The organism is Lysinibacillus telephonicus (assembly GCF_003966145.1).
Taxonomy (GTDB): domain Bacteria; phylum Bacillota; class Bacilli; order Bacillales_A; family Planococcaceae; genus Ureibacillus; species Ureibacillus telephonicus.
Genome location: NZ_RXNR01000023.1, coordinates 40,830 through 61,622, shown reverse-complemented (window position 1 = coordinate 61,622; position 20,793 = coordinate 40,830). Strand labels below are relative to the sequence as shown.

At 34.9% G+C, this 20,793-nt stretch carries 20 protein-coding genes; 14 read left to right on the top strand and 6 right to left on the bottom strand.

Going from position 1 to position 20,793, the window contains the following annotated elements:
• Positions 1 to 156: 156 nt before the first annotated feature.
• Positions 157 to 357 carry a cold-shock protein gene (locus EKG35_RS09995; RefSeq protein WP_126294308.1) on the bottom strand — a complete coding sequence of 67 codons (201 nt, stop codon included), beginning with the start codon at positions 355 to 357 and terminating at the stop codon, positions 157 to 159.
• Positions 358 to 811: 454 nt separating this feature from the next.
• On the opposite strand from EKG35_RS09995, the gene EKG35_RS09990 reads away from it, so the two are divergent.
• From EKG35_RS09990 to EKG35_RS09970, 5 genes are all read left to right on the top strand, one after another.
• Complete coding sequence (locus tag EKG35_RS09990) at positions 812 to 1,582, top strand: metallophosphoesterase (protein ID WP_126294307.1); 771 nt, start codon at positions 812 to 814, stop codon at positions 1,580 to 1,582.
• Positions 1,583 to 1,816: 234 nt separating this feature from the next.
• Positions 1,817 to 2,260 (top strand): SACOL1771 family peroxiredoxin, encoded by a 444-nt coding sequence (locus EKG35_RS09985; protein WP_126294306.1) that lies wholly within the window; start codon positions 1,817 to 1,819, stop codon positions 2,258 to 2,260.
• 37 nt (positions 2,261 to 2,297) lie between these two features.
• Positions 2,298 to 4,274, top strand: a complete 1,977-nt coding sequence (locus tag EKG35_RS09980) for an ABC1 kinase family protein (protein ID WP_126294305.1) — start codon at positions 2,298 to 2,300, stop codon at positions 4,272 to 4,274.
• Between the two features lie 849 nt (positions 4,275 to 5,123).
• The gene (locus tag EKG35_RS09975; protein ID WP_126294304.1) at positions 5,124 to 5,870 is read left to right on the top strand and encodes a hypothetical protein; all 747 of its coding nucleotides are present in this window, start codon (positions 5,124 to 5,126) and stop codon (positions 5,868 to 5,870) included.
• 102 nt (positions 5,871 to 5,972) lie between these two features.
• Positions 5,973 to 6,860, top strand: coding sequence for a 5'-3' exonuclease (locus EKG35_RS09970; RefSeq protein WP_185807700.1), 888 nt, complete (start codon positions 5,973 to 5,975; stop codon positions 6,858 to 6,860).
• 35 nt (positions 6,861 to 6,895) lie between these two features.
• On the opposite strand, the gene EKG35_RS09965 is transcribed toward EKG35_RS09970, so the two are convergent.
• The gene (locus EKG35_RS09965; protein WP_246020291.1) at positions 6,896 to 7,408 is read right to left on the bottom strand and encodes a C39 family peptidase; all 513 of its coding nucleotides are present in this window, start codon (positions 7,406 to 7,408) and stop codon (positions 6,896 to 6,898) included.
• Between the two features lie 253 nt (positions 7,409 to 7,661).
• On the opposite strand from EKG35_RS09965, the gene EKG35_RS09960 reads away from it, so the two are divergent.
• Positions 7,662 to 8,372: a YjjG family noncanonical pyrimidine nucleotidase gene (locus EKG35_RS09960; protein WP_126294302.1), complete on the top strand. Its 711-nt coding sequence runs from the start codon at positions 7,662 to 7,664 to the stop codon at positions 8,370 to 8,372.
• Positions 8,373 to 8,555: 183 nt separating this feature from the next.
• Here EKG35_RS09960 and EKG35_RS09955 read toward each other — a convergent pair whose 3' ends face one another.
• Positions 8,556 to 8,873: a thioredoxin family protein gene (locus tag EKG35_RS09955; protein WP_126294301.1), complete on the bottom strand. Its 318-nt coding sequence runs from the start codon at positions 8,871 to 8,873 to the stop codon at positions 8,556 to 8,558.
• A 280-nt stretch (positions 8,874 to 9,153) separates the two neighbouring features.
• On the opposite strand from EKG35_RS09955, the gene EKG35_RS09950 reads away from it, so the two are divergent.
• From EKG35_RS09950 to EKG35_RS09940, 3 genes are all read left to right on the top strand, one after another.
• The gene (locus EKG35_RS09950) at positions 9,154 to 11,538 is read left to right on the top strand and encodes a 3-hydroxyacyl-CoA dehydrogenase/enoyl-CoA hydratase family protein (RefSeq protein WP_126294300.1); all 2,385 of its coding nucleotides are present in this window, start codon (positions 9,154 to 9,156) and stop codon (positions 11,536 to 11,538) included.
• 51 nt (positions 11,539 to 11,589) lie between these two features.
• Positions 11,590 to 12,762: an acetyl-CoA C-acetyltransferase gene (locus EKG35_RS09945; protein ID WP_126294299.1), complete on the top strand. Its 1,173-nt coding sequence runs from the start codon at positions 11,590 to 11,592 to the stop codon at positions 12,760 to 12,762.
• 154 nt (positions 12,763 to 12,916) lie between these two features.
• The gene (locus EKG35_RS09940) at positions 12,917 to 14,698 is read left to right on the top strand and encodes an acyl-CoA dehydrogenase family protein (RefSeq protein WP_126294298.1); all 1,782 of its coding nucleotides are present in this window, start codon (positions 12,917 to 12,919) and stop codon (positions 14,696 to 14,698) included.
• 244 nt (positions 14,699 to 14,942) lie between these two features.
• Here EKG35_RS09940 and EKG35_RS09935 read toward each other — a convergent pair whose 3' ends face one another.
• The 3 genes from EKG35_RS09935 to tatC form a co-directional block, all read right to left on the bottom strand.
• Positions 14,943 to 15,305: a hypothetical protein gene (locus tag EKG35_RS09935; RefSeq protein WP_126294297.1), complete on the bottom strand. Its 363-nt coding sequence runs from the start codon at positions 15,303 to 15,305 to the stop codon at positions 14,943 to 14,945.
• A gap of 212 nt (positions 15,306 to 15,517) precedes the next feature.
• A complete protein-coding gene (tatA, locus tag EKG35_RS09930; RefSeq protein WP_126294296.1) occupies positions 15,518 to 15,721 on the bottom strand; it encodes a twin-arginine translocase TatA/TatE family subunit in 204 nt (67 codons plus the stop codon).
• 29 nt (positions 15,722 to 15,750) lie between these two features.
• Positions 15,751 to 16,491: a twin-arginine translocase subunit TatC gene (gene tatC / locus EKG35_RS09925; RefSeq protein ID WP_126294295.1), complete on the bottom strand. Its 741-nt coding sequence runs from the start codon at positions 16,489 to 16,491 to the stop codon at positions 15,751 to 15,753.
• A gap of 144 nt (positions 16,492 to 16,635) precedes the next feature.
• On the opposite strand from tatC, the gene EKG35_RS09920 reads away from it, so the two are divergent.
• The 5 genes from EKG35_RS09920 (at position 16,636) to gcvH (ending at position 20,567) form a co-directional block, all read left to right on the top strand.
• The gene (locus EKG35_RS09920) at positions 16,636 to 16,893 is read left to right on the top strand and encodes a hypothetical protein (RefSeq protein WP_126294294.1); all 258 of its coding nucleotides are present in this window, start codon (positions 16,636 to 16,638) and stop codon (positions 16,891 to 16,893) included.
• Between the two features lie 15 nt (positions 16,894 to 16,908).
• Positions 16,909 to 17,676 carry a gluconate 2-dehydrogenase subunit 3 family protein gene (locus EKG35_RS09915; RefSeq protein WP_126294293.1) on the top strand — a complete coding sequence of 256 codons (768 nt, stop codon included), beginning with the start codon at positions 16,909 to 16,911 and terminating at the stop codon, positions 17,674 to 17,676.
• Positions 17,677 to 17,709: 33 nt separating this feature from the next.
• Positions 17,710 to 19,431: a GMC family oxidoreductase gene (locus EKG35_RS09910; protein WP_126294292.1), complete on the top strand. Its 1,722-nt coding sequence runs from the start codon at positions 17,710 to 17,712 to the stop codon at positions 19,429 to 19,431.
• Positions 19,432 to 19,749: 318 nt separating this feature from the next.
• Positions 19,750 to 20,103, top strand: a complete 354-nt coding sequence (locus EKG35_RS09905; protein ID WP_126294291.1) for an arsenate reductase family protein — start codon at positions 19,750 to 19,752, stop codon at positions 20,101 to 20,103.
• Between the two features lie 80 nt (positions 20,104 to 20,183).
• The gene (gcvH, locus tag EKG35_RS09900; protein ID WP_126294290.1) at positions 20,184 to 20,567 is read left to right on the top strand and encodes a glycine cleavage system protein GcvH; all 384 of its coding nucleotides are present in this window, start codon (positions 20,184 to 20,186) and stop codon (positions 20,565 to 20,567) included.
• Positions 20,568 to 20,793: the final 226 nt, after the last annotated feature.

Here is a 20,793-nt window from a genome sequence, read left to right as displayed (position 1 = left end):
ATATAATACTCGAAGAGTGTTTTTACCCCAAATAAGTCGGTTAAATACCCAATAATCTATTAAAATTACAAAAGACCTTCAGAATAAGCCCATTCTGAAGGTCTTTTGTCAACAACCTGAGGCCATCCGAATTTCGGATGGCCTTTTCATTTTAAATTAAAGTTTTACAACGTTAGAAGCTTGTGGTCCGCGGTTTCCTTCTTCAACTGTGAATTCAACTTTTTGACCTTCTTCTAAAGATTTGAAACCTTCGCCTTGGATAGCTGAGAAGTGTACGAATACGTCGTTTCCACCTTCAACTTCGATGAATCCAAAACCTTTTTCTGAGTTAAACCATTTTACTGTACCTTGTGTCATTTTAAAAGACCTCCAAAAAATTTAATCAATAACTAATTACTTCCAAATACTAAAAAAATTCACACATTACAAAAAGTACCGAACGATCACGATTACTTTTTGTAACATGTGAATTCATTAGATATGAAGCAATATAATTATTATCTTTATTATACAATTAATTTTTACATTTGTCTATTAGAAAAGAAACCATTATGTAACAGGTATTATTTTTTAATTAAATTATTAGGAAAACCGTTATTTCAAAGCCACAGGGAATCAGAACAATCACGACTATGTAGCCAGTAAGACAAGTGATAATGAGTTGTTGTTGGCTGTGGAGCTAAATGTAGAAATTGCTTTTTTAAAAAAAGGGGTTTAGTTTTGAAGCCGGAAGCAAAATAGTATAATATTACATATTATTACAAGTAGATGAAATAAATTAAATTGTTGTTAAGCAAAATGGGGTGTGGGAATGGATAAAGTATTTGCAATTGGTGACATTCATGGAAGTTACGAATTGTTAGAGCGGCTGCTCCAATACTGGAATCAAGAGGAAGAACAATTAGTTTTCTTAGGAGATTATATTGATCGTGGTCCTGATAGTGTAAAGGTTTTGCAAAAAGTCATTCAGCTTTCAAAAGACTTTGATGCAATTACTTTGAGTGGAAATCACGAGCAACTATTTTTAAATTGGTTAGAAAAACCAGAAGAAATTTCTGAATTTTACTTTAACCCAAAGGTTGGAGGCGCTGCTACTATTCAAAGTTTTTACTCGGAGCCTTCCTTTAATCAAATATTGGATAGATATTCTGTAAATGAAATTACAGAAACGATTCAAGAAAATAATGTTGAAATCATTCAATTTCTTAAAAATTTAAGACGTTTCTATCATTGGGATCCATTCCTCTTTGTTCATGCGGGTATTGACGCAAAGGTTGAAAATTTTAGGGATACAAAAAAAGACGATTTTTATTGGGTTAGAGAAGAATTTTACTCTACACCACATTTAGCAAAGGAAATTGTTGTTTTTGGACACACACCAACCATTTTGATTAATGAAGATAAGTCAAGCAAAGTATGGATATCACCTTGCAGTAAGAAAATTGGCATCGATGGAGGAGGGGCAATCTATGAGCGTGGCCGCCTTCACGGAGTAGTTTTTGCCAAAGATTCAAATGAGATTAAGATTCACTCAGTAGGAATTGATGAAGAACCAACTATTGAGACGATAGAATTATCATAAACATTTATCTGTATATAATGTATGGGGGACCGTTTCACAAATGAGATGGTCCCTTTTTATTAAATATGAATATAGAATTGATGAATAATGTTTAGAAACACAAGGACACATTTTACAGACATCCTGTAAAAGATGCCTCTGTTTTTCTTTATAGTCTTTTCTTTTTTTCAATACTTTTAGTAATGGTATAGTAGCAGTAAAGAATATTTTAGTAACGATGGAGGGATACAAGCAATGGATGTTGTTGAACACGTATTTAGACTTGAAAGTACTTGGGATGGGGGAAGAAATGATTCTGGTAAAATAAAATGTGGACAGTTAAATACAGCGGTATCCATTCCAAAAGAAATGAACGGCCCTGGAATTGGGACAAATCCTGATGAAATGCTGCTTGGTGCTGCAGCTACTTGCTATATAATCTCGCTTGCAACGATGCTGGAATATTCGAAAATAAAAGCAAGCCTTTCTCTTCAATCAGAGGGAATTGTCCATACTTCGAATAATATATATACATACAAAAAGATTATCCACAATATAACAATTTTTTTGCAAGAGGATTTAGATAAAAATGTTCGAATAGCGGAAAAATTAGCATATAAAGCAGAGCAAAGCTGTATGATCAGTAAAGCATTAAGAGGGAATGTTGAAATCATCATTAATTGTTCAATAAAAAAGTAAAAGACAAAATACGTTAACGAGAAAGTGAGTGAGGGGAATGTATTTTTTTCAACAAATCGTTCAAATATTACTTGTTTCCATAGTAATCTATTTTGTAAGTGGACGATTAATAGGATCAAATGTAAATCTAATAAAGCGAATATTTTCAGTTGTTATTAGTGTCTCATTCACAACTTTTATTTTCTGGTATACATATTTAAGAGGAACAAATAACTCTTTCGATACTGTAAATAGTGTTGTTAGTGTCGCCACTTTGTTATGGATTGGTAGTATGTTACTTATTACTATGCTCATATATTTATTTTTCGAGTTATTTGATCCAATCACTAATGAACAAACCGTCGGGAAAAAATCCCTTATTATGCGCATGATTGGCTACTGGCGTCATCAAAAACGGTTGCGAAATGTACTAAAAATTGCCGTAACAAATGGCATTACAAGAACGATGAAATATGCAAGAAATCGAGATTCTGATAGAGAATTAGCGATTGCGTTAAGAGATACACTTGAGCAATGTGGGGGAATATTTATTAAATTTGGTCAAGTGCTATCTACAAGGAAGGAATTATTTTCACCTATTTTCATCGAAGAGCTTGAGAAATTACAACAAAATGTTACGCCTCTTACAGAAAAACAGGTGAATGACATTTTACAACAAAACTTGCCAGGAGAAGTGAATGAAGTATTTTCTTATTTTAAGATGACCCCGATTGCAGCAGCTTCAATTGGCCAAGTTCATAAAGCAATTTTGCGTAAAACGAATGAACAAGTTGTCGTCAAATTGCTGCGACCTGAAGTGAAGGAGATTATGCGGGAGGATTTAAGTATATTAATAGAATTTGCAAAATGGGTAACGAGTAAATCTCAATGGGCCGAAAATCTTGGTTTTCGGGATTTGGCTGAAGGTTTTGCAGCATCATTGCGGGAGGAAATTGATTTTAATATTGAAGCCCGCAATATGATTCAAATCAGTAATGTTATGAAACGAAGCGATTTAAAAGTTAATATTCCTAAAGTATATGAGCAATATAGTAATGAAAATTTACTTGTTATGAGTTTTGCAAAGGGGGTAAGTGTTGCAAGTAAGCAACAGCTGGATCATATCAATTGTTCAGCTATTGCGGAAACCTTATTCTTTTCATATTTAGAACAAGCACTAGTATCCGGAATTTTCCATGCAGACCCTCATCCAGGGAACATTTATGTTGATGTGGACACAGGTGAAATTACATTGCTTGATTTTGGTGCAGTTTGTCGGCTGTCATCCTCTCAACAGGAAGGATTAAAATTATTCTTTATAGGAATACAACAAAGTGATGCTTCCATTTTATTTGATGGCATATCATTATTAGTAAAAAATAAAGCAGATGTTGACAGAAATGAATTAGAGCAGGCAATAAGTCAAATATTGCTGAAAATTTCCTATGTTGGTCGTGTTCAAGCTGATGAGTTAGTTTACTCAATTTTCACAGTAATTCGCGACTTTGGCCTCCAATTTTACCCATCAGTTAGCGTAGCATTGCGTGTAATTGTTACATTGGATGGCACACTAAGAATTATAGATTCTTCATTTAATATATTTGAGGAATCGAAATTGTTTTCAAATCGCTATTTAAAGCTGGCATTTAAAAAGCCTTTTAAAGAACCACTTGCTACAAAAGATAGGCTAGAAGAGGAACTTTCGTTAATCATACCGAATTTGCGAAAAATCCCGCGAAGAGTAGATCAATTGTTTAAGCGTGTGGAGGATGGCAAGGTTATTTTACACCATGATATTTTTTCAGATAAAAATAATGCGAAATTCATTACTCAATTATTTTCAAAATTTATCTTGTTATTAGTCGGAATTACATTTGGGATTATATCGGTAGCACTATTAGCCATTTCGCAATTTATTAATACTGCTTATGCAATTTATCTAAATGCAGCAGCCTATTTAGGATTGTTCCTTTGCGCGGTATTGCTTGTACGATTATCCATCCAGGCAATTCGAGATATAAAAAAAATGGAGTAACTTAGACTAAATATTTTTTAATGAAAGTGTTTAATTTCCATAATTTGAATATTATAAATTGTGTGTTATAATTCAAGTGAAATAATCGAAAAATAAAAAGACCGATAGTGCTGGACACACTAAACGGTCTTGTAACAAAACTAATCGCTTCAAGGCGATTGGCACAAGGCGATTAAAAAACCATCCCTACCCTGCGCTAAAGGTATCTGGGGTGGTTTTTACTTTCTCTTTGAAAAAGTAAACGACAGCGAAAGTATTGCAACTACAAGCGATGAAAAACTTATAGAAATTATCAACACTTCATAAACTGTCATCATCGGCATCATCTCCTTTCCGCTCACAAGTTGTGAGTTAATTGGAAAGCAAAAGATGTGCCAACCACCCTCGAAACCTCAGTTTTGCTACAACTTCATTATACCATTCAACCACTAAAACTTCCATTTTGTAACAGATGACAATGCGATTAATTATCCAAAAAGTATATTGAAAAAAAGCAATTGCAATACATCATTATAAATTTTATTAATGAGTATAAAAGTTAGTAAATAATGGTAATGATATTCTTGAAGAATATTTTCATTATATTGCTAAATATAATAGCTATTATTTGAGTCCGTTAAATATTGTTCTTTCAATACATTAAATATTTCCCAGGTAATATGACTGCTATTTTTGTTATTAAAATATAATACTTATTTTTACCAACTTACATATTTGTGCAATTATTTAAAATAACTTTTTTGAAATTAAGTATATTTCTAATCAATAAATAATATAGAAAAGTATAAAGCCATAGATTTTAAAAGCTTTCACTAATAGAAAAAAATAGAAAACAAAGGAGTGTAATTAATGTTGCAAATAAGTAGAAAGTTTCTTGCATTGCCTTTTAACGAAGTATTTTTTTATGAACTAAAGAGTGAAAGTCGGTATGTACCGAAAGTAATTAATTATACACATCGACTAAAGCCTAGTCGTCAGCTCCAAAAACAGCAAACTATCCACATTGATTTAAGAAAAAATGAACAATTATTGTTTGCAGAGATGTCTTCCACTATAAAGAATGTAATACAAAACATCAAAGCGAATGATTGGGCTGTTTCAATCATCCAACAACCTTCCAATGATCAAATTATTGAGTTTCAACGGTTTTATAATGTTTATGCTGCACAAAACAAAATACAAAAAATAAACCGCTACGCTTTACAGACATTAATACTTCTTCGAGATAAAAATGGACTTATAATAACGAAGGTAACCGATGATAACAATACTTTATGTTATCGTGTTTATGCTGTAGATGGACAAAATGTCATGTCTTTATATACGACAGGCCAGTCTTTACAAGAAGAAAATGAAGCTTTTAAAAATGCATACTATTACCTTTGCTGGGAAAATATGAAGCGATTTCAGCGCTTAGGTTATAAAGTTTATGATTTTGGGGATTTACGAGACATCAGCTTGCTCAAGGATTTAAATGAAAACTTTGGGGGAAATGTTGTCAATGTTTATTCAGGATATATAACGAAATCCCGCTTTAGTAATATACTGCTGCAAATAAATAGTTTGACAGGTAGAACATATAAACTGAAAAAATAATGAACTCTTTAATTGTTTCCAATTATTTATAAGTACCTTTACCATCATTTCTAATTTAGAGATGTTATAATAATAGGACTAGAATTAGAGAGGATTATGAAAATGACAAATAAACCACATCTTTTAGTAGTTGATGGAATGGCATTGCTATTTCGTTCTTTTTTCGCATCAAGTGCTATGGGCCATTTTATTCGATTGGAAGATGGGACGCCAACGAATGGGGTACAAGGTTTTGCACGCCATGTTTTGACAGCTCAATCTATTATGAAGCCGACACATTTAGCAGTATGTTGGGATATGGGAACTCAAACTTTCCGCAATGAATTGTTTGACGGATACAAGGCAAATCGACCAGCACCTCCAGTAGAAATGTTGCCACAATTTGATATGGCAAGAGAAGTTTCAGAAATGATCGGCTGGAAAAACTTTGGTGAAGTTGGTATGGAAGCTGACGATACAATTGGTTCGATGATTGAAAAGTGGAAAAATGAAGCGGAGATCACAGTTATAAGCGGCGATAAAGATTTATTGCAATTGTTAAACCCTACGACTAAAATTGCCTTTACGAAAAAAGGTTATTCAGAATATGACGTTTATACAGAAGAGCGTTTTAAAGAAGAATATGTTATTGAGCCACATCAATTTGCTGACGTAAAGGCGTTTATGGGAGATTCAAGTGACGGCTATCCGGGTGTAAAAGGAATCGGCCCTAAAACAGCCCTGCAGCTCATTCAGAAATATGGTTCCATAGATGGTGTATTAAACAATTTAGATGAGTTAAAACCTGCACAGCGTACTAAAATTTCTGATTATATGGAAATGTTGCAGCTTTCTCTTAAACTAGCCACAATACACAGAGAAATGCCAATTCCTGCAGATTTGCATGACTTACAAATCGTTGATTATTCAAATGAAACATTTGAAAAACTTGAACAAAAAGGATTTAAGCTTATAGCAAAACATGCTCGAAGCTTGTATTCCTTAGTATAGCTACTTAAAGAGCCGAAGTAATTGATATTTATCATTTACTTCGGCTCTATTTTTACAAAGCTCAATACTTTCTCATTATTGGCATACCGCACTGTTCGAATTTGGCTTTCTCTATTCCGTCCGCCGTTATCATGAAGGATTAAAAAAAGCTCGTTATTTCTTATTTCATAGCCAATTAACGGTACCCAATGATATTTAAAAGCCGGATTAGCCTTCCATTGCCAAGTAAAATATTTATCAAATTTCATCGCAACAGGATTTCCTTCGTCAAGCTGCTGAAGAGCTTCTTTAAGCGTACAGCCTGCAATATTCCATTTTGGACCTAAATATTTTCTTAAATTTTTAATAAGTCTCCATTTAAATAAGCCGATTTTTGTTCCGCCAAGAAGTTTATACAGTTCGTTTACATTTTCGGAAAACTGTCGGCCTCTTTGTAAATAATTTAATATGACATAAACTGTAGTTGGACCACAAGCTGAATTGCGAAGCTGTGGGTCTATCTCATTGCTGTACTGTGACATCCCGGCTACTTGAAGTAAAACACGCAATTTTTTCACCCCCATATTGAATCTCTTTTAACTTCTTCATTATAGCATCCCTGGTCTGTCTTTTATCGAATGCATGTGGCATATATCCAAAGGAAAAATCATACTTGACTCTTAGGAGTTTCTTCTAATTGTTTCTACTAGATTCATGATAAACTTTCTCTTTTCTGATTATGATATTATGAAAATAGACTTATGGAGAGCTAGATTAAGTTAATTTTTCAATGAAAGAGCGTAAAATTTGGAGGTGCTTTTTTTGAAACACTATAGAACTTTATTATTCGATTTGGATGATACTTTATTAGATTTTGGTGCAACTGAAGAAGAGGCGTTAATTAATTTATTTAAGGACCAGCAAATAACATTAACACCGGAAATTAAAGAGCAATATAAAAAGCTCAATAGCCGATTGTGGAAAGCCTATGAGGATGGAGAGATGGAAAGGGATGAAGTAGTTAATACTCGCTTTTCTCTTCTATTTGAACAATACGGCAAACAAGTAGATGGAGCCGCATTAGAAAAAAACTATCGGAAATATTTAGCTGAAGGTCATCATCTAGTGGATGGAGCTATTGAATTAGTTAAACGGCTTTCTCAACAGTTTGATTTATATGTTGTCACAAATGGAGAATCTAAAACTCAATATAAAAGATTGAATGATTCGGGTTTATATCCATATTTTAAAAATATATTTGTTTCAGAGGATACAAATTATCAAAAACCAATGAAGGAGTTTTTTGATTATGTATTTTCAAAAATTGGCGACATTCAACTTGAAAGTACATTAATTATTGGGGATTCATTGAGCGCGGATATTACAGGAGGATTTAGAGCAGGTATTGATACATGCTGGGTAAACTTAAAAAAGAAAGATAATCATATTAACGTAATTCCTACATATGAAATTAATAAACTAGATGAATTATTTAGAATTTTAAATGTGAATGATAACATTACAACCCGCTAGAGGAGCGGGGATTGTACTTAGAGGAATTAGAAGTCCACTTAAATTGTGAACTGCGCTTACACAAAATACTTTCCTATAAAAGATAACGAAAAGTTAAAGTAATTAAAAATCTGCTCATTACTAAAAAATGAGCAGATTATATAAGATATTTAATTGTGGTAAAGAACCAGACTTTTTTAAGTCTTACGCTTGTGCAGTTAAAAACTCAATTACTTGCTCTGGAGATTTAGCGTTTGCACTGTGCAAGTGAGCTAACTTTTCTCCATTTTTAAAGATTAATAAACTTGGAATCCCCATTACTTGGTATTTTTCTGCAAGTTCTGGAAACTCATCGCGATTAATTTCATACCAGTCGTATTGGTTATATTCCTCGATAATTGGATCGATGAACATGTTCATACGTGTACAATCAGGGCACCAGCCAGCGAAAAATTTTACGATAACAGACTTCTCCGTACCAATAATTTCATTAAATTGTTGTTCTGTAGTAATTTCTTTCATTAATAATCACACTCCTTACATGTAGTTTACACATTTTATAAATTTTGAAAAGTAATTTGACTTAATGAATGACTGTTCATAAAATAGTTATAAAGCTATTAAATCATTAAAACTACTAATTTATTTTTAGAAAATTGAAAATAAATTATTGCTAAAATTGACAAAATCAACTACACTAAGAACAGAAAAACTGTTTAAAACTTTTATTTTCTTCGAAGTTATTTTTTTTAAACATAAAATGAATGAGTATTCATTCAAGTAATTGATAAGGGGGATGCTTATGACTTACAACATTCAAAAAGCAGCCGTACTAGGCTCGGGGGTTATGGGTTCAGGTATTGCTGCACATCTAGCAAATATCGGAATTCCAACATTAATTTTAGACATTGTGCCAAAGGAATTGACAAAGGATGAGGAAGCAAAAGGCTTAACATTAGATCACGCCGTAGTTCGTAATCGTTTTGCAAGTTCAGCTGTTCAAAAATTATTAAAACATAAGCCTGCACCACTTACTTCAAACCAAAACTTAGCTTTGCTTACTGTTGGGAATTTAGAGGATGATTTAGAAAAACTAAAAGACGTAGACTGGATTATTGAAGTTGTAGTCGAAAACTTGGAAGTAAAGCAAAATTTATTTGAAAGAGTAGATGCGGTTCGAAAACCAGGGACGATTGTTAGCTCAAATACTTCTGGTATAAGTGTCAATGAGATGGTAAAGGGGCGTTCAGAAGATTTTCAAAAACATTTCTTAGGAACACACTTCTTTAACCCACCACGCTATTTAAAATTATTAGAAGTAATTCCAACGGAGCAAACGTTGCCGGAAGTTGTTTCTTTCATGAAAACCTTTGCTGAGGATGTGTTAGGTAAGGGGGTAGTTATTGGAAAAGATACACCAAACTTTGTAGCGAATCGAATTGGAACATATGGTTTACTTGTAACTCTTCGTGAAATGCTGGAACGTGGTTACTCAGTTGGTGAAGTAGATTCTGTAACTGGTCCACTAATTGGTAGACCTAAGTCAGCAACTTTTAGAACTTTAGATGTTGTTGGTCTAGATACTTTCGTTCATGTTGCAAAGACAGTGTATGATCAAACAACAGGTGAAGAACAAAAAGTTTTTGAAGTTCCTGAGTTTATGAAAAAGATGGTTGAAAACGGCTGGCTAGGTGCAAAATCAGGTCAAGGTTTCTTTGTTAAAAAAGGAAAAGAAATTTTTGAGATCGCCCCAGCTTCATTCGAGTATGTACCGGTGAAAAAATTACAATCACCATCTATTGAAATGGCGAAGCAAACAAAAGGTCTATCAAATAAAGTGAAGACTCTAGTGTATGCAAATGATCGTGTTGGGGAGCTTTTATGGAATATATTTGCCCCTACATTAATTTATTCAGCAGAGTTAACAGGCATTATTGCTGATAATATCGTAGAAATTGATAATGCAATGAAATGGGGATTCGGTTGGACACAGGGGCCATTTGAGCTATGGGATGCAATCGGTGTTAAGCAATCAGTAGAAAAGATGGAATCTGAGGGCAGAGAAGTACCTGCTTTTGTAAAAGAATTATTGGCAAAAGGCTATGAAACCTTTTATTCAGAAATCGATGGAGATTTAGCATTTTATAATGGCTCTCAATATGAAAAAGTACCAGTAAATGAAAAAGTAATTGATTTAAAGCGTTATAAGAAAAAACATGGTGTTATTAAATCAAATTCTGGTGCTAGCTTAATAGATTTAGGAGATGGCATTGCTTTATTAGAATTTCATTCAAAATCCAATGCAATCGGTCTAGATATTGTCCAAATGATAAATTTCGCTATCGATGAAGTAGAAGCGAACTATAAAGGGCTTGTGATCGGAAACCAAGGTAAAAACTTCTGCGTTGGAGCAAACCTTGGCATGATTTTAATGGAAGCTCAGGATGATAATATTTTTGAGTTGGACTTTACAATTCGGGCGTTCCAAAAAGCGATGCGTCGTATTAAATATTGTAAAAAGCCTGTCGTTGCAGCACCTTTTGGCATGACATTGGGTGGAGGATCAGAGGTTTGTTTACCGGCTTCACATATCCAAGCATCGGCTGAAACATATATGGGATTAGTTGAAGTAGGTGTTGGATTGATTCCTGGTGGCGGCGGTAACCTAGGACTTTATGAAAAATTCCTAAAAGGTTTGCCAAATGGAGTAGAGATTGATTATCAAGCAATTGCAAATAAAGTATTTGAAACAATTGCCCTTGCAAAAGTTTCTACTTCAGGTGAAGAAGCAAGAGAAAATAATTTCTTAAACTTTGCTGACGGCATTTCAGTGAATCCAGATCACTTAATATATGACGCAAAACAAGTTGCCCTAGCTCTTTATGAAGCAGGATATACAGCGCCGATTCCAAAGAAAATAAAAGTAGTAGGAGCTCCAGGCTATGCAACATTGCTGCTAGGGGCACAAGGTATGTTCCAATCAGGCTATATTAGTGAGCATGATTTAAAAATTGCGAAAAAACTTGCTTATGTTATTGCAGGTGGTTTAGTACCATACGGAACAGAAGTAACAGAGGAATATTTGCTAAACCTGGAACGTGAAGCGTTTTTACAACTTGTAGCGGATCCAAAATCACAGCAGCGTATGCAGCACATGTTAGTAAAAGGTAAGCCATTACGCAACTAAAATTCGCTTTTATGTAATTGTAAAAGCAATCGATAAGGGGGATATATCAACATGCGTGAAGCCGTAATTGTAGCAGGTGCACGAACACCAATTGGCAAAGCTAAGAAAGGTTCTTTAGCAACTGTACGTCCCGATGATTTCGGTGCAGTTGTAGTGAAAGAAACTTTAAAAAGAGCAGGCTATGAAGGGCAAATAGATGATCTAATTATGGGCTGTGCAATGCCAGAAGCAGAACAAGGGATGAATATCGCAAGAAATATTGGTGCATTAGCGGGTCTACCAGATACAACACCAGCAATTACAATAAATCGTTTCTGCTCTTCAGGATTACAAGCTATCGCTTATGCAGCAGAACGTGTCATGCTAGGTCATTCGAAAGCTATTTTAGCAGGTGGTGTGGAGTCAATGAGTATGATTCCGATGACTGGCAATACGGTTCGTTTAAATCCGAAATTAGCAGAAGAAGCTCCACAATACTATATGAGTATGGGGCATACCGCTGAAGAAGTTGCAAATCGTTACGAGGTTAGCAGGGAAGATCAAGATGCATTTGCACTAAGATCACACCAACTTGCAGCAAACGCCATAAAAGAGGGCAAGTTTAAAGAAGAAATTGTTCCTATTGAGGTTGTACAGCATTATGTTGATGACAATAACAAGCTTCAAAAGAAAACTTTTATATTCGACACAGATGAAGGTGTGAGACTAGATACTTCAATAGAAGGGCTAGCAAAATTGCGTCCCGCTTTTAATGTGAAAGGGTCTGTAACAGCAGGCAACTCCTCTCAAACATCCGATGGAGCAGCGGCGGTACTCGTTATGGATCGGGAAGAAGCAGAGGCGCAAGGACTAAAACCTATGGCAAAATTTTTAGGCTTTGCTGTTGGAGGAGTTCCACCTGAAGTAATGGGGATTGGACCGATTGAAGCAGTTCCAAAAGCACTAAAAATTGCTGGTCTTTCTCTAGAAGAAATTGACTTATGGGAGTTAAATGAAGCATTTGCATCTCAATCAATCCAAGTTGTCCGTCATTTAGGAATTGACATGGATAAAGTGAATGTCAATGGGGGAGCTATTGCATTAGGCCACCCTCTAGGTGCAACAGGTGCCATTCTTACTTTAAAACTCATTCACGAGTTAAAACGTCAAGGTAAAAAGTATGGTGTTGTAACGATGTGTATTGGCGGCGGAATGGGCGCTGCTGGGGTATTTGAAGTATTATAAAAATTCTATTCGGGGATTGGCTTTAAGCAATAAAATCTACCGTTGCCTCCGAAATGATTTTGCTTAAAGCTTTTCTATAAATCTTTTGAAAGAGTAAAAATTTACTATCACTTAAAATATCTTTTACTACTAAATTAAAGGGGAGGAATTATGAATGGTTCAAACAACAAATATTATTAAAGGCGGCAGTTTTTTAATTGAAGACGTTGATTTAGAGCGAGTAATTACACCAGAGGATTTTACTGATGAGCAAAAAATGATTGCTCAGACTACAGCCGAATACGTTGAAACAGAAGTAAAACCTGTAGTTGAAAATCTAGAAAATCATGAATTTGAGCATTCAGTACGTTTGTTGAAAAAAGCTGGTGAGCTAGGATTACTTGCTGCAGATGTGCCAGAAGAGTATGAAGGGCTTGGTTTAGATAAAATTTCATCAGCACTAATTGCAGAGAAAATGTCGCCAGCAGGTGGATTCTCTATTACTCATGGTGCTCATGTTGGTATTGGGTCATTGCCAATCGTATTATTCGGTAACCATGAACAAAAGTCCAAATATTTACCGAAGCTTGCATCAGGTGAATTGATTGCTGCTTATGCATTAACAGAACCAGGCTCAGGTTCAGATGCTTTAGGCGCAAAAACGGTGGCAAAATTAAATGAAGCGGGTACGCATTACATTTTAAATGGTGAAAAACAATGGATTACAAACGCAGGATTTGCAGATGTTTTTGTAGTGTATGCAAAAATTGATGGCGATAAATTCTCTGCTTTCATTGTTGAACGTACATTCCCAGGCGTTTCAGTAGGTGCTGAGGAAAAGAAAATGGGGATTAAATCATCCTCTACACGTACATTAATTTTACAAGATGCCCAAGTGCCGGTTGAAAATTTGCTTGGTGAAGTTGGACGTGGTCATGTAATTGCTTTCAACATTTTAAACATCGGTCGTTATAAATTAGGTGTTGGTACAGTTGGGGCATCAAAACGTACTTTTGAACTTGCTGCTGCATATACAAATCAACGCCAACAATTTAAGACGCCGATTTCAAGCTTTAACTTAACTAAAGAAAAGCTTGCAACAATGGCTTCACATCTATATGCTTCAGAGTCTTTAAATTACCGAACAGTTGGATATTTTGAAGATCGTTTAAGCCAATTGTCGCCTGAAGAACAAAAAGACGGTAGAGCAATTGCTGCTGCAATTGCAGAATATGCTATTGAATGTTCAATCGCAAAAGTATTTGGCTCTGAAACACTTGATTATATTGCCGATGAAGCAGTTCAATTACATGGCGGTTATGGCTTTATGGCTGAATATGAGGTAGAGCGTATTTACCGTGACTCACGTATTAACCGTATCTTTGAGGGAACAAATGAAATTAACCGTTTAATCGTTCCAGGTACATTTATGAAAAAAGCGTTAAAAGGCGAGCTTCCTCTTCTTCAAGCAGCACAAAAATTACAGGAAGAATTATTAATGTTAATGCCTGAAGAAATTAGTGATGAGCCATTAGCACAAGAAAAATATCTTGTTAAAAATGCAAAGAAAATTGGTATTTTAGCTGCAGGAGTTGCTGCACAAGCATTTGGTACAAAGCTTGAAGCTGAGCAAGAAGTTTTAGTGAACATTGCAAATATTGCAAACCAACTTTATGCAATGGAATCAGCAGTCATTCGTACTGCGAAAGCAATTGAGCGTGACGGTGTAGAAAAGTCTAAACAAAAAATTCTTTATACTGAAATTTTCTGCCAAGAAGCATTCGCTGAAATTGAAAAAGAGGCGAAAGAAACGATCCTTGCTTCAGTTGAAGGTGATGCTGGCAAAATGACGCTTTCTGCACTTCGTAAATTAACACGCAGCAATCCATATAATATCATTAAGAAAAAACGCGAAGCTGCTGAGAAGTTAATTGAAGCAGAAAAATATGTAGTTTAAGAATCAATTGAATTTTATAGAATGACCGTCTGTAGAGCCATTTCGAGACGGCCCCTTTGCGATTGTTGGAAGCTTTCTTCGTAGATGAAATGTAATCTTATGGAGAATCAGACTGTAATCATCACAGGTGCAAAGGTTTATATTGATATTTAAACAATAGTAAAAAGGGCTGCTCATATATGGGTAGCCCTTTCCTCGTATCAAAGAAATCCGTCAAATTAATGTTGTTGCTAATTATTTTTTGCTATTCACGGTTATTTTGATCAGCTTCTTTATCATTTTCTATGTCTTTACGTTCGGAGCTATCTGTACCATTTTCACTATTGAAGTCTTGACCGTCAGCTCCACGAGTTGCATCATTATAAGCATCCTCGCCTTTACCGCCTTTGCCGTCAGTACCATTGTTAATATCATTACCGTTTGCATTATCATTATATGAATCGCTTTCTAGTGTTCCATCTACACCTTCATTGACATCTTCTAAAATTTCGTTTGCATTTTCGTTATTTACGGAGCTTTCTTCGTTTACGGAATTTTCGTCCTGTGTATTACATCCAACTAAAAATGTACTGCCAAGGATCAAAGCGTAAATCGACTTTTTCCACATAATAAAAATTCCCTCCTTTCGTTCTTAGCACGTCATCATATTCGTTAGTCAGGTGGATATAATTAGAGTGCCCGAGAAAGTAAGGACTATCCTAAGATTTCTTGGTTTGCACTTCATTAAACTTCAAAATTTTTTCTTTTATTGAACGGTCAAATAGCTAGCTCAATATCGCCTTATTTCCTTTTAGAGACGATTATTTTGAAGGGAAATGGCTAATTTGTTTTTTCTTGTTTCTTAACTTCTTCTATATTAAATTCCTCAGTTACTTCATCAACTACACCCTTTGTTGAATCTTTAAACTCCCTCAATGTTTGACCAAAGGCACGTCCTAATTGAGGTAATTTAGATGGTCCGAAAAGAATTAGAGCTATTACTAATATAATGATTAACCCCGGTACACCTATAGATTGTATCATGATGAAATTCTCCTCTGTTTTGTATATGTTTATTCAATAGTTTGTACTCTTTTTGGGAATTCTTTCTTATAAGTTTTCTCCGAAATGATAATACTTATTTCAAATAAAAGTAGTAGTGGAATGATAATTAAAAAGTCTGATACGAAATCGGGTGGTGAGATCATAACTCCAATGACAATCAAAATAAAATATGAAACCTTTCTCATCTTTTTTAATCGATCAGGTGTAACGATTCCTAATTTTGTCATAAATAAAATTATTACTGGCAACTCAAATACCAATCCTACAGGAATTATTAAATTAAACATTAATGTGAAGTATTGCTTCATACCATAAGTTTCTGTTGCACCGATGGACTTATTAATACTAGACATAAAATTGAGCATGAGAGGAAATAAGATGAAATAACTAAATACAACTCCAAGTAAAAATAATAGAAATGCGGCAGGGATAAATGTTGCAGTACTAGTTGCTTCTTTTTCTGTTAATCCAGGTTTCATAAATAACCATAGTTGATGCATTGCAATTGGCAAGGTTAAACAGATAGAAATCAATAGAGCACATTTCACATAGATAGAAATACCATCCGTGTAGCCAAAAACGTTCCAATCAACATTCTGAGCAACTTCTTGTGACTTGATAAACTGTAATAAATCAGGTGCAAATAGAAATCCGATTATTAGTGTGATTAAAAAGGTACTAGATATAATAATAAGCCTTGTCCGTAGTTCAGTTAAATGTTCGATTAGGGTAAATTCTTTATCTTCCATAATTATCACCACCATTCTAAGTATGAAAAAATAAAAAATAAGTATGCAAAAAAAAATAAATATTTGATTTAAAAACTAGAAAATAATACACGCTTAAAATACAAACTAGTAAGAATATATTTCACAAGGGTAAGGAAGGATATTATGACAGAGTATAACAGAGAAGAACTATTTCTAATCATCCAAATGTTAGCGGGAATCACATTCACTGCTGGTTGTGCATTTTCAATTGAAACCTTCTACGGAACAGTACCTGCTTTTGCACTAATCGGTTCAGCTGTTGGCTTATCCATTATCATCGGGTGTTGGTTAGGAGCTGAACATGTAGCATTTATGTTTACAATTATTGTTACAGCAGTTGTGTTCTCAATATATTTTAATTTTGGAACTTTATTTGGTTAAAAAGGAGGAGTCAGTATGTCAGAAAAGAAAAATAGCTTTACAGAAAAACGCTCAACAAGACGCAATTTTATAAAAAATTCGGGTTTAACACTTGGTGGTTTAGTTCTTGGTGGAGCTGTTACAAGCCTTTTTGTAAAAAATAACAATAATGCAACTACTACAACTCCAACTGAAGAGTCAGCACATGGTGGAGCAGTTACACAGTACAACCATGCGTTAATGTTTTTTAAACCTGCTGAATATCAAACTACAGCAGCTGCTGTAGAGCGAATCTATCCTGAAGATGAAAACGGACCAGGGGCAAAAGAATTAGGTGCAGCAATTTATATTGATCACCAATTAGCGGGTCAATGGGGAAATAATGTAAAGGATTACCGTCTTGGTGCTTTTTATAAGCCAGCTGATAACCAAAGTCCTCAAACTGTTTTATTACGTAAAGATTTGTTTAGAGCTGGCTTAGAAGCATTAGATGAATATTCTAAACAAAACTATGATGCAGTATTTACTGGATTAGAACCAGAACAACAAGATGAAGTGTTAACAGCCTTCAGTGAAGGAAATGTAACACTATATGGTGATACTAGTTCGGCTGAATTTTTCAGCTTACTGCGTACAATGACGATAGAAGGAGTTTATGCTGATCCGATGTATGGTGGTAACAATGAAATGAAAGGCTGGGCAATGCGTAAATACCCAGGAACACGTATGCAATATGTAAACGAAATTCAAAGTGATGAATTTATTGAATTGAAACCAGAGGGCTTAAGCAGTCATATGAGCTAATGAAATCAACAGCATAGAAAGGACTAAGGATAGATGGCAACCAAATTAGAAAAAGTACCTGTAGTTGTAATCGGAATGGGTTGGGCAGGTGGTATTGTATCAGCGGAGTTAACAAAAGCGGGAATCAATGTTGTTGGCTTAGAACGTGGTAAAGATCGTACAACAGCTGACTATACAATGGTTCACGATGAACTTCGTTATCAACACAGAACGGAACTTATGCAAGACTTATCAAAAGAAACCATTACGTATCGTAATACAATGGAAGGTAAAGCACTGCCAATGCGTTATTATGGAACATTTATTGTTGGCGATGGTGTTGGTGGTGCAGGCACTCACTGGAATGGACAAACATATCGTTTCTTACCCTATGACTTCGAAATTCGTTCAAAAACCGTAGAACGATATGGTGAAGGGAAAATTCCAGATTGGATGACGTTGCAGGACTGGGGAATTACGTACGATGAAATGGAGCCCTATTATGATAAGTTCGAAAAAATGGCAGGTATTTCAGGTGAAGAGGTACCAGAACTTTGGGGACCACGAAAAAATCCATATCCAACAGGCCCTTTAGTAAAGACGCCTTTAATGAAAACTTTTGAAAAGGCAGCTAAATCTCTTGGTTATAAACCGTTTGTAATACCGGCTGCAAATCTTTCGGAAAACTATACAAATCCAGATGGAATTTCACGTGGAGCATGTCAATACTGTGCATACTGTGAAAACTTTGGTTGTGAATATGGTGCTAAAGGGGACCCGGCAGTAACAGTAATCCCAGTTGCTAAACAAACTGGAAAACTAGATTTACGTACACATGCAAACGTTTTAGAAATTACTTCTTCGGGTGGAAAAGCAACGGGTGTAATCTACGTTGATATGTTAACAGGAGAACGATTTGAACAACCAGCTGATGTTGTCGTTGTTGCTTCTTATGTATTTAATAACACACGTCTTTTATTAAATTCAAATTTAGGTACCCCATACAACCCGAAAACTGGAAAAGGAACAATTGGCAAAAATTATTGCTACCAAGTAACAGGTGGTACAACTCAATTATTCTTTGAAGACCGTCAATTTAACTTATATGGTGGTGCAGGTGCTTTAGGGATAGAAATTGCAGAGTGGATGGGTGATAACTTTGATCACTCTGATGTAAACTTTATCCATGGTGCTGGTATTCGTTCTACACAATACGGTGATCGTCCAATCGCAGTGAACCGTGTACCAAAAGGGACACCGAACTGGGGCGCAGAATTTAAGAAACAATCCATTAAATATGCTAACGCAAACTTTCCAGTTAAAACGCAAGGGGCAAGCATGCCACACCGTGAAAACTATTTAGACTTGGACCCAGAATTCAAGGATGCTTGGGGTTATCCATTACTTCGAATGACTTATGAATACACAGATAATGACCGTGAAATGGTAAAATTTATGGCGCAAAAAACTCGTGAAATCGGTGAAAAAATTGGTGCTGATATTATTGAAACAGCTGAAGAACAAGGGAATTTCAGTGTAAATAAAGATACAAATACTCATAATACTGGCGGGGTAATTATGGGGGTAGATCGTGAAACTTCTGCACTAAATACCTATCTTCAAATGTGGGAAGTAGAAAACGTTTTCGTAGTAGGTGCATCTGCATTCCCTCATAACTCTTGTTTCAATCCTACTGGTACTCTAGGTGCATTGTCATATAGGGCGGCAGAAGGTATTCAACAATACATTAAAAATGGCGGCGGGTTATTAGTATAGTATATATTTAAAACTCAGTAATGTCTTAAGGAAGAAACGGCGTTTATCTGGATTCCAGACATTTTTCCCTCAAAAGCCGAGGTAATATCTGTAGGATATGCCCTTTAAAAGTTAGACACCAATCTACTTTTTTTGGTCAGTTCAGTTTGCATCGGCTTTTGAATTGTACATATTGTTTTGTATGACGATTGTTAGAATATTATTTATTGTAATGGCTCTTCAACTTATATATCTGCTAAGAAAAATTTCGCAATTTATTACTATTTAAGTTAATATCTTTATTAGATAAATAACATTAGTTAAAGGAGCTTTTTGCAAATGCTACAATTTATTCATTACCCACGATGCACAACTTGTAAGAAAGCACAAAAATGGTTAGATGAGAACGGAATCAAATACGAAGCATTACATATTGTGGAACAAACACCGACGAAAGAGCAATTAAAATCTTTATGGGAAAAAAGTGGACTTCCACTTAAGAAATTTTTTAATACATCTGGTATGAAGTATAAATCTTTAGGTTTAAAGGATAAATTAACAACAATGACTGAAGATGAGCAGTTGGAACTTCTTGCCTCAGATGGAATGTTAATTAAACGTCCAATTGTAACAGATGGACAAAAAGTGACATTAGGATTTAAAGAGCAGGAATTCATAGAATCTTGGAAATAATGAGCTTTACTAACTTGTTTTTACCAAAAAAATATGTCACACTGAACTTGATGGAACTACATAAATTGGAGGGGTTTTGAGTGAGCACACCGAAAGATTTACGTTACTCAAAAGAGCACGAATGGGTAAAAGTTGAAGATGGAAAAGTACGCGTTGGTATTACGCATTTTGCACAATCTGAATTAGGTGATATCGTATTTGTTGAATTACCGCAAATCGGTGACGAGATTCAATTGAACGAACCATTCGGTAGTGTTGAGTCTGTTAAAACAGTTTCAGAGCTATATGCGCCTATTTCAGGAAAAGTGGTTGAAGTAAATTCTGAACTAGAAGATAACCCAGAATTCGTTAATGATTCTCCATATGACAAGGCATGGATGATTGTTGTGGAACCGACAGATGTTTCAGAAGTTGAAGCTTTATTAACTCCTGAGCAATATGATGAATTAATTGATGCTGAATAAGAATATGATATATAAAAAACGCCAGAATAACACTGGCGTTTTTTTTACAATAAAATATAATATTAAACCACCTTCTTTTTAAAAATAAGAAATATAATTTTTATTGAAGAGTGTTAGCGCAAGCCACCCAGCTGATCGAGGCCTTCTCCAAGCTAATGAAATTAACTATGTGATTTCAGCCAATAGTCTCTTAGACGTTGATGACGACCAAGCTTAGGGATAAGAA

Bases quoted from the DNA above. Each gene is read 5' to 3' on its own strand.
- EKG35_RS09995 (WP_126294308.1), bottom strand. From the start codon at position 357: ATGACACAAGGTACAGTAAAATGGTTTAACTCAGAAAAAGGTTTTGGA.
- EKG35_RS09990 (WP_126294307.1), top strand. From the start codon at position 812: ATGGATAAAGTATTTGCAATTGGTGACATTCATGGAAGTTACGAATTG.
- EKG35_RS09985 (WP_126294306.1), top strand. From the start codon at position 1,817: ATGGATGTTGTTGAACACGTATTTAGACTTGAAAGTACTTGGGATGGG.
- EKG35_RS09980 (WP_126294305.1), top strand. From the start codon at position 2,298: ATGTATTTTTTTCAACAAATCGTTCAAATATTACTTGTTTCCATAGTA.
- EKG35_RS09975 (WP_126294304.1), top strand. From the start codon at position 5,124: ATGTTGCAAATAAGTAGAAAGTTTCTTGCATTGCCTTTTAACGAAGTA.
- EKG35_RS09970 (WP_185807700.1), top strand. From the start codon at position 5,973: ATGACAAATAAACCACATCTTTTAGTAGTTGATGGAATGGCATTGCTA.
- EKG35_RS09955 (WP_126294301.1), bottom strand. From the start codon at position 8,873: ATGAAAGAAATTACTACAGAACAACAATTTAATGAAATTATTGGTACG.
- EKG35_RS09950 (WP_126294300.1), top strand. From the start codon at position 9,154: ATGACTTACAACATTCAAAAAGCAGCCGTACTAGGCTCGGGGGTTATG.
- EKG35_RS09945 (WP_126294299.1), top strand. From the start codon at position 11,590: ATGCGTGAAGCCGTAATTGTAGCAGGTGCACGAACACCAATTGGCAAA.
- EKG35_RS09940 (WP_126294298.1), top strand. From the start codon at position 12,917: ATGGTTCAAACAACAAATATTATTAAAGGCGGCAGTTTTTTAATTGAA.
- EKG35_RS09935 (WP_126294297.1), bottom strand. From the start codon at position 15,305: ATGTGGAAAAAGTCGATTTACGCTTTGATCCTTGGCAGTACATTTTTA.
- tatA (WP_126294296.1), bottom strand. From the start codon at position 15,721: ATGATACAATCTATAGGTGTACCGGGGTTAATCATTATATTAGTAATA.
- tatC (WP_126294295.1), bottom strand. From the start codon at position 16,491: ATGGAAGATAAAGAATTTACCCTAATCGAACATTTAACTGAACTACGG.
- EKG35_RS09920 (WP_126294294.1), top strand. From the start codon at position 16,636: ATGACAGAGTATAACAGAGAAGAACTATTTCTAATCATCCAAATGTTA.
- EKG35_RS09915 (WP_126294293.1), top strand. From the start codon at position 16,909: ATGTCAGAAAAGAAAAATAGCTTTACAGAAAAACGCTCAACAAGACGC.
- EKG35_RS09910 (WP_126294292.1), top strand. From the start codon at position 17,710: ATGGCAACCAAATTAGAAAAAGTACCTGTAGTTGTAATCGGAATGGGT.
- EKG35_RS09905 (WP_126294291.1), top strand. From the start codon at position 19,750: ATGCTACAATTTATTCATTACCCACGATGCACAACTTGTAAGAAAGCA.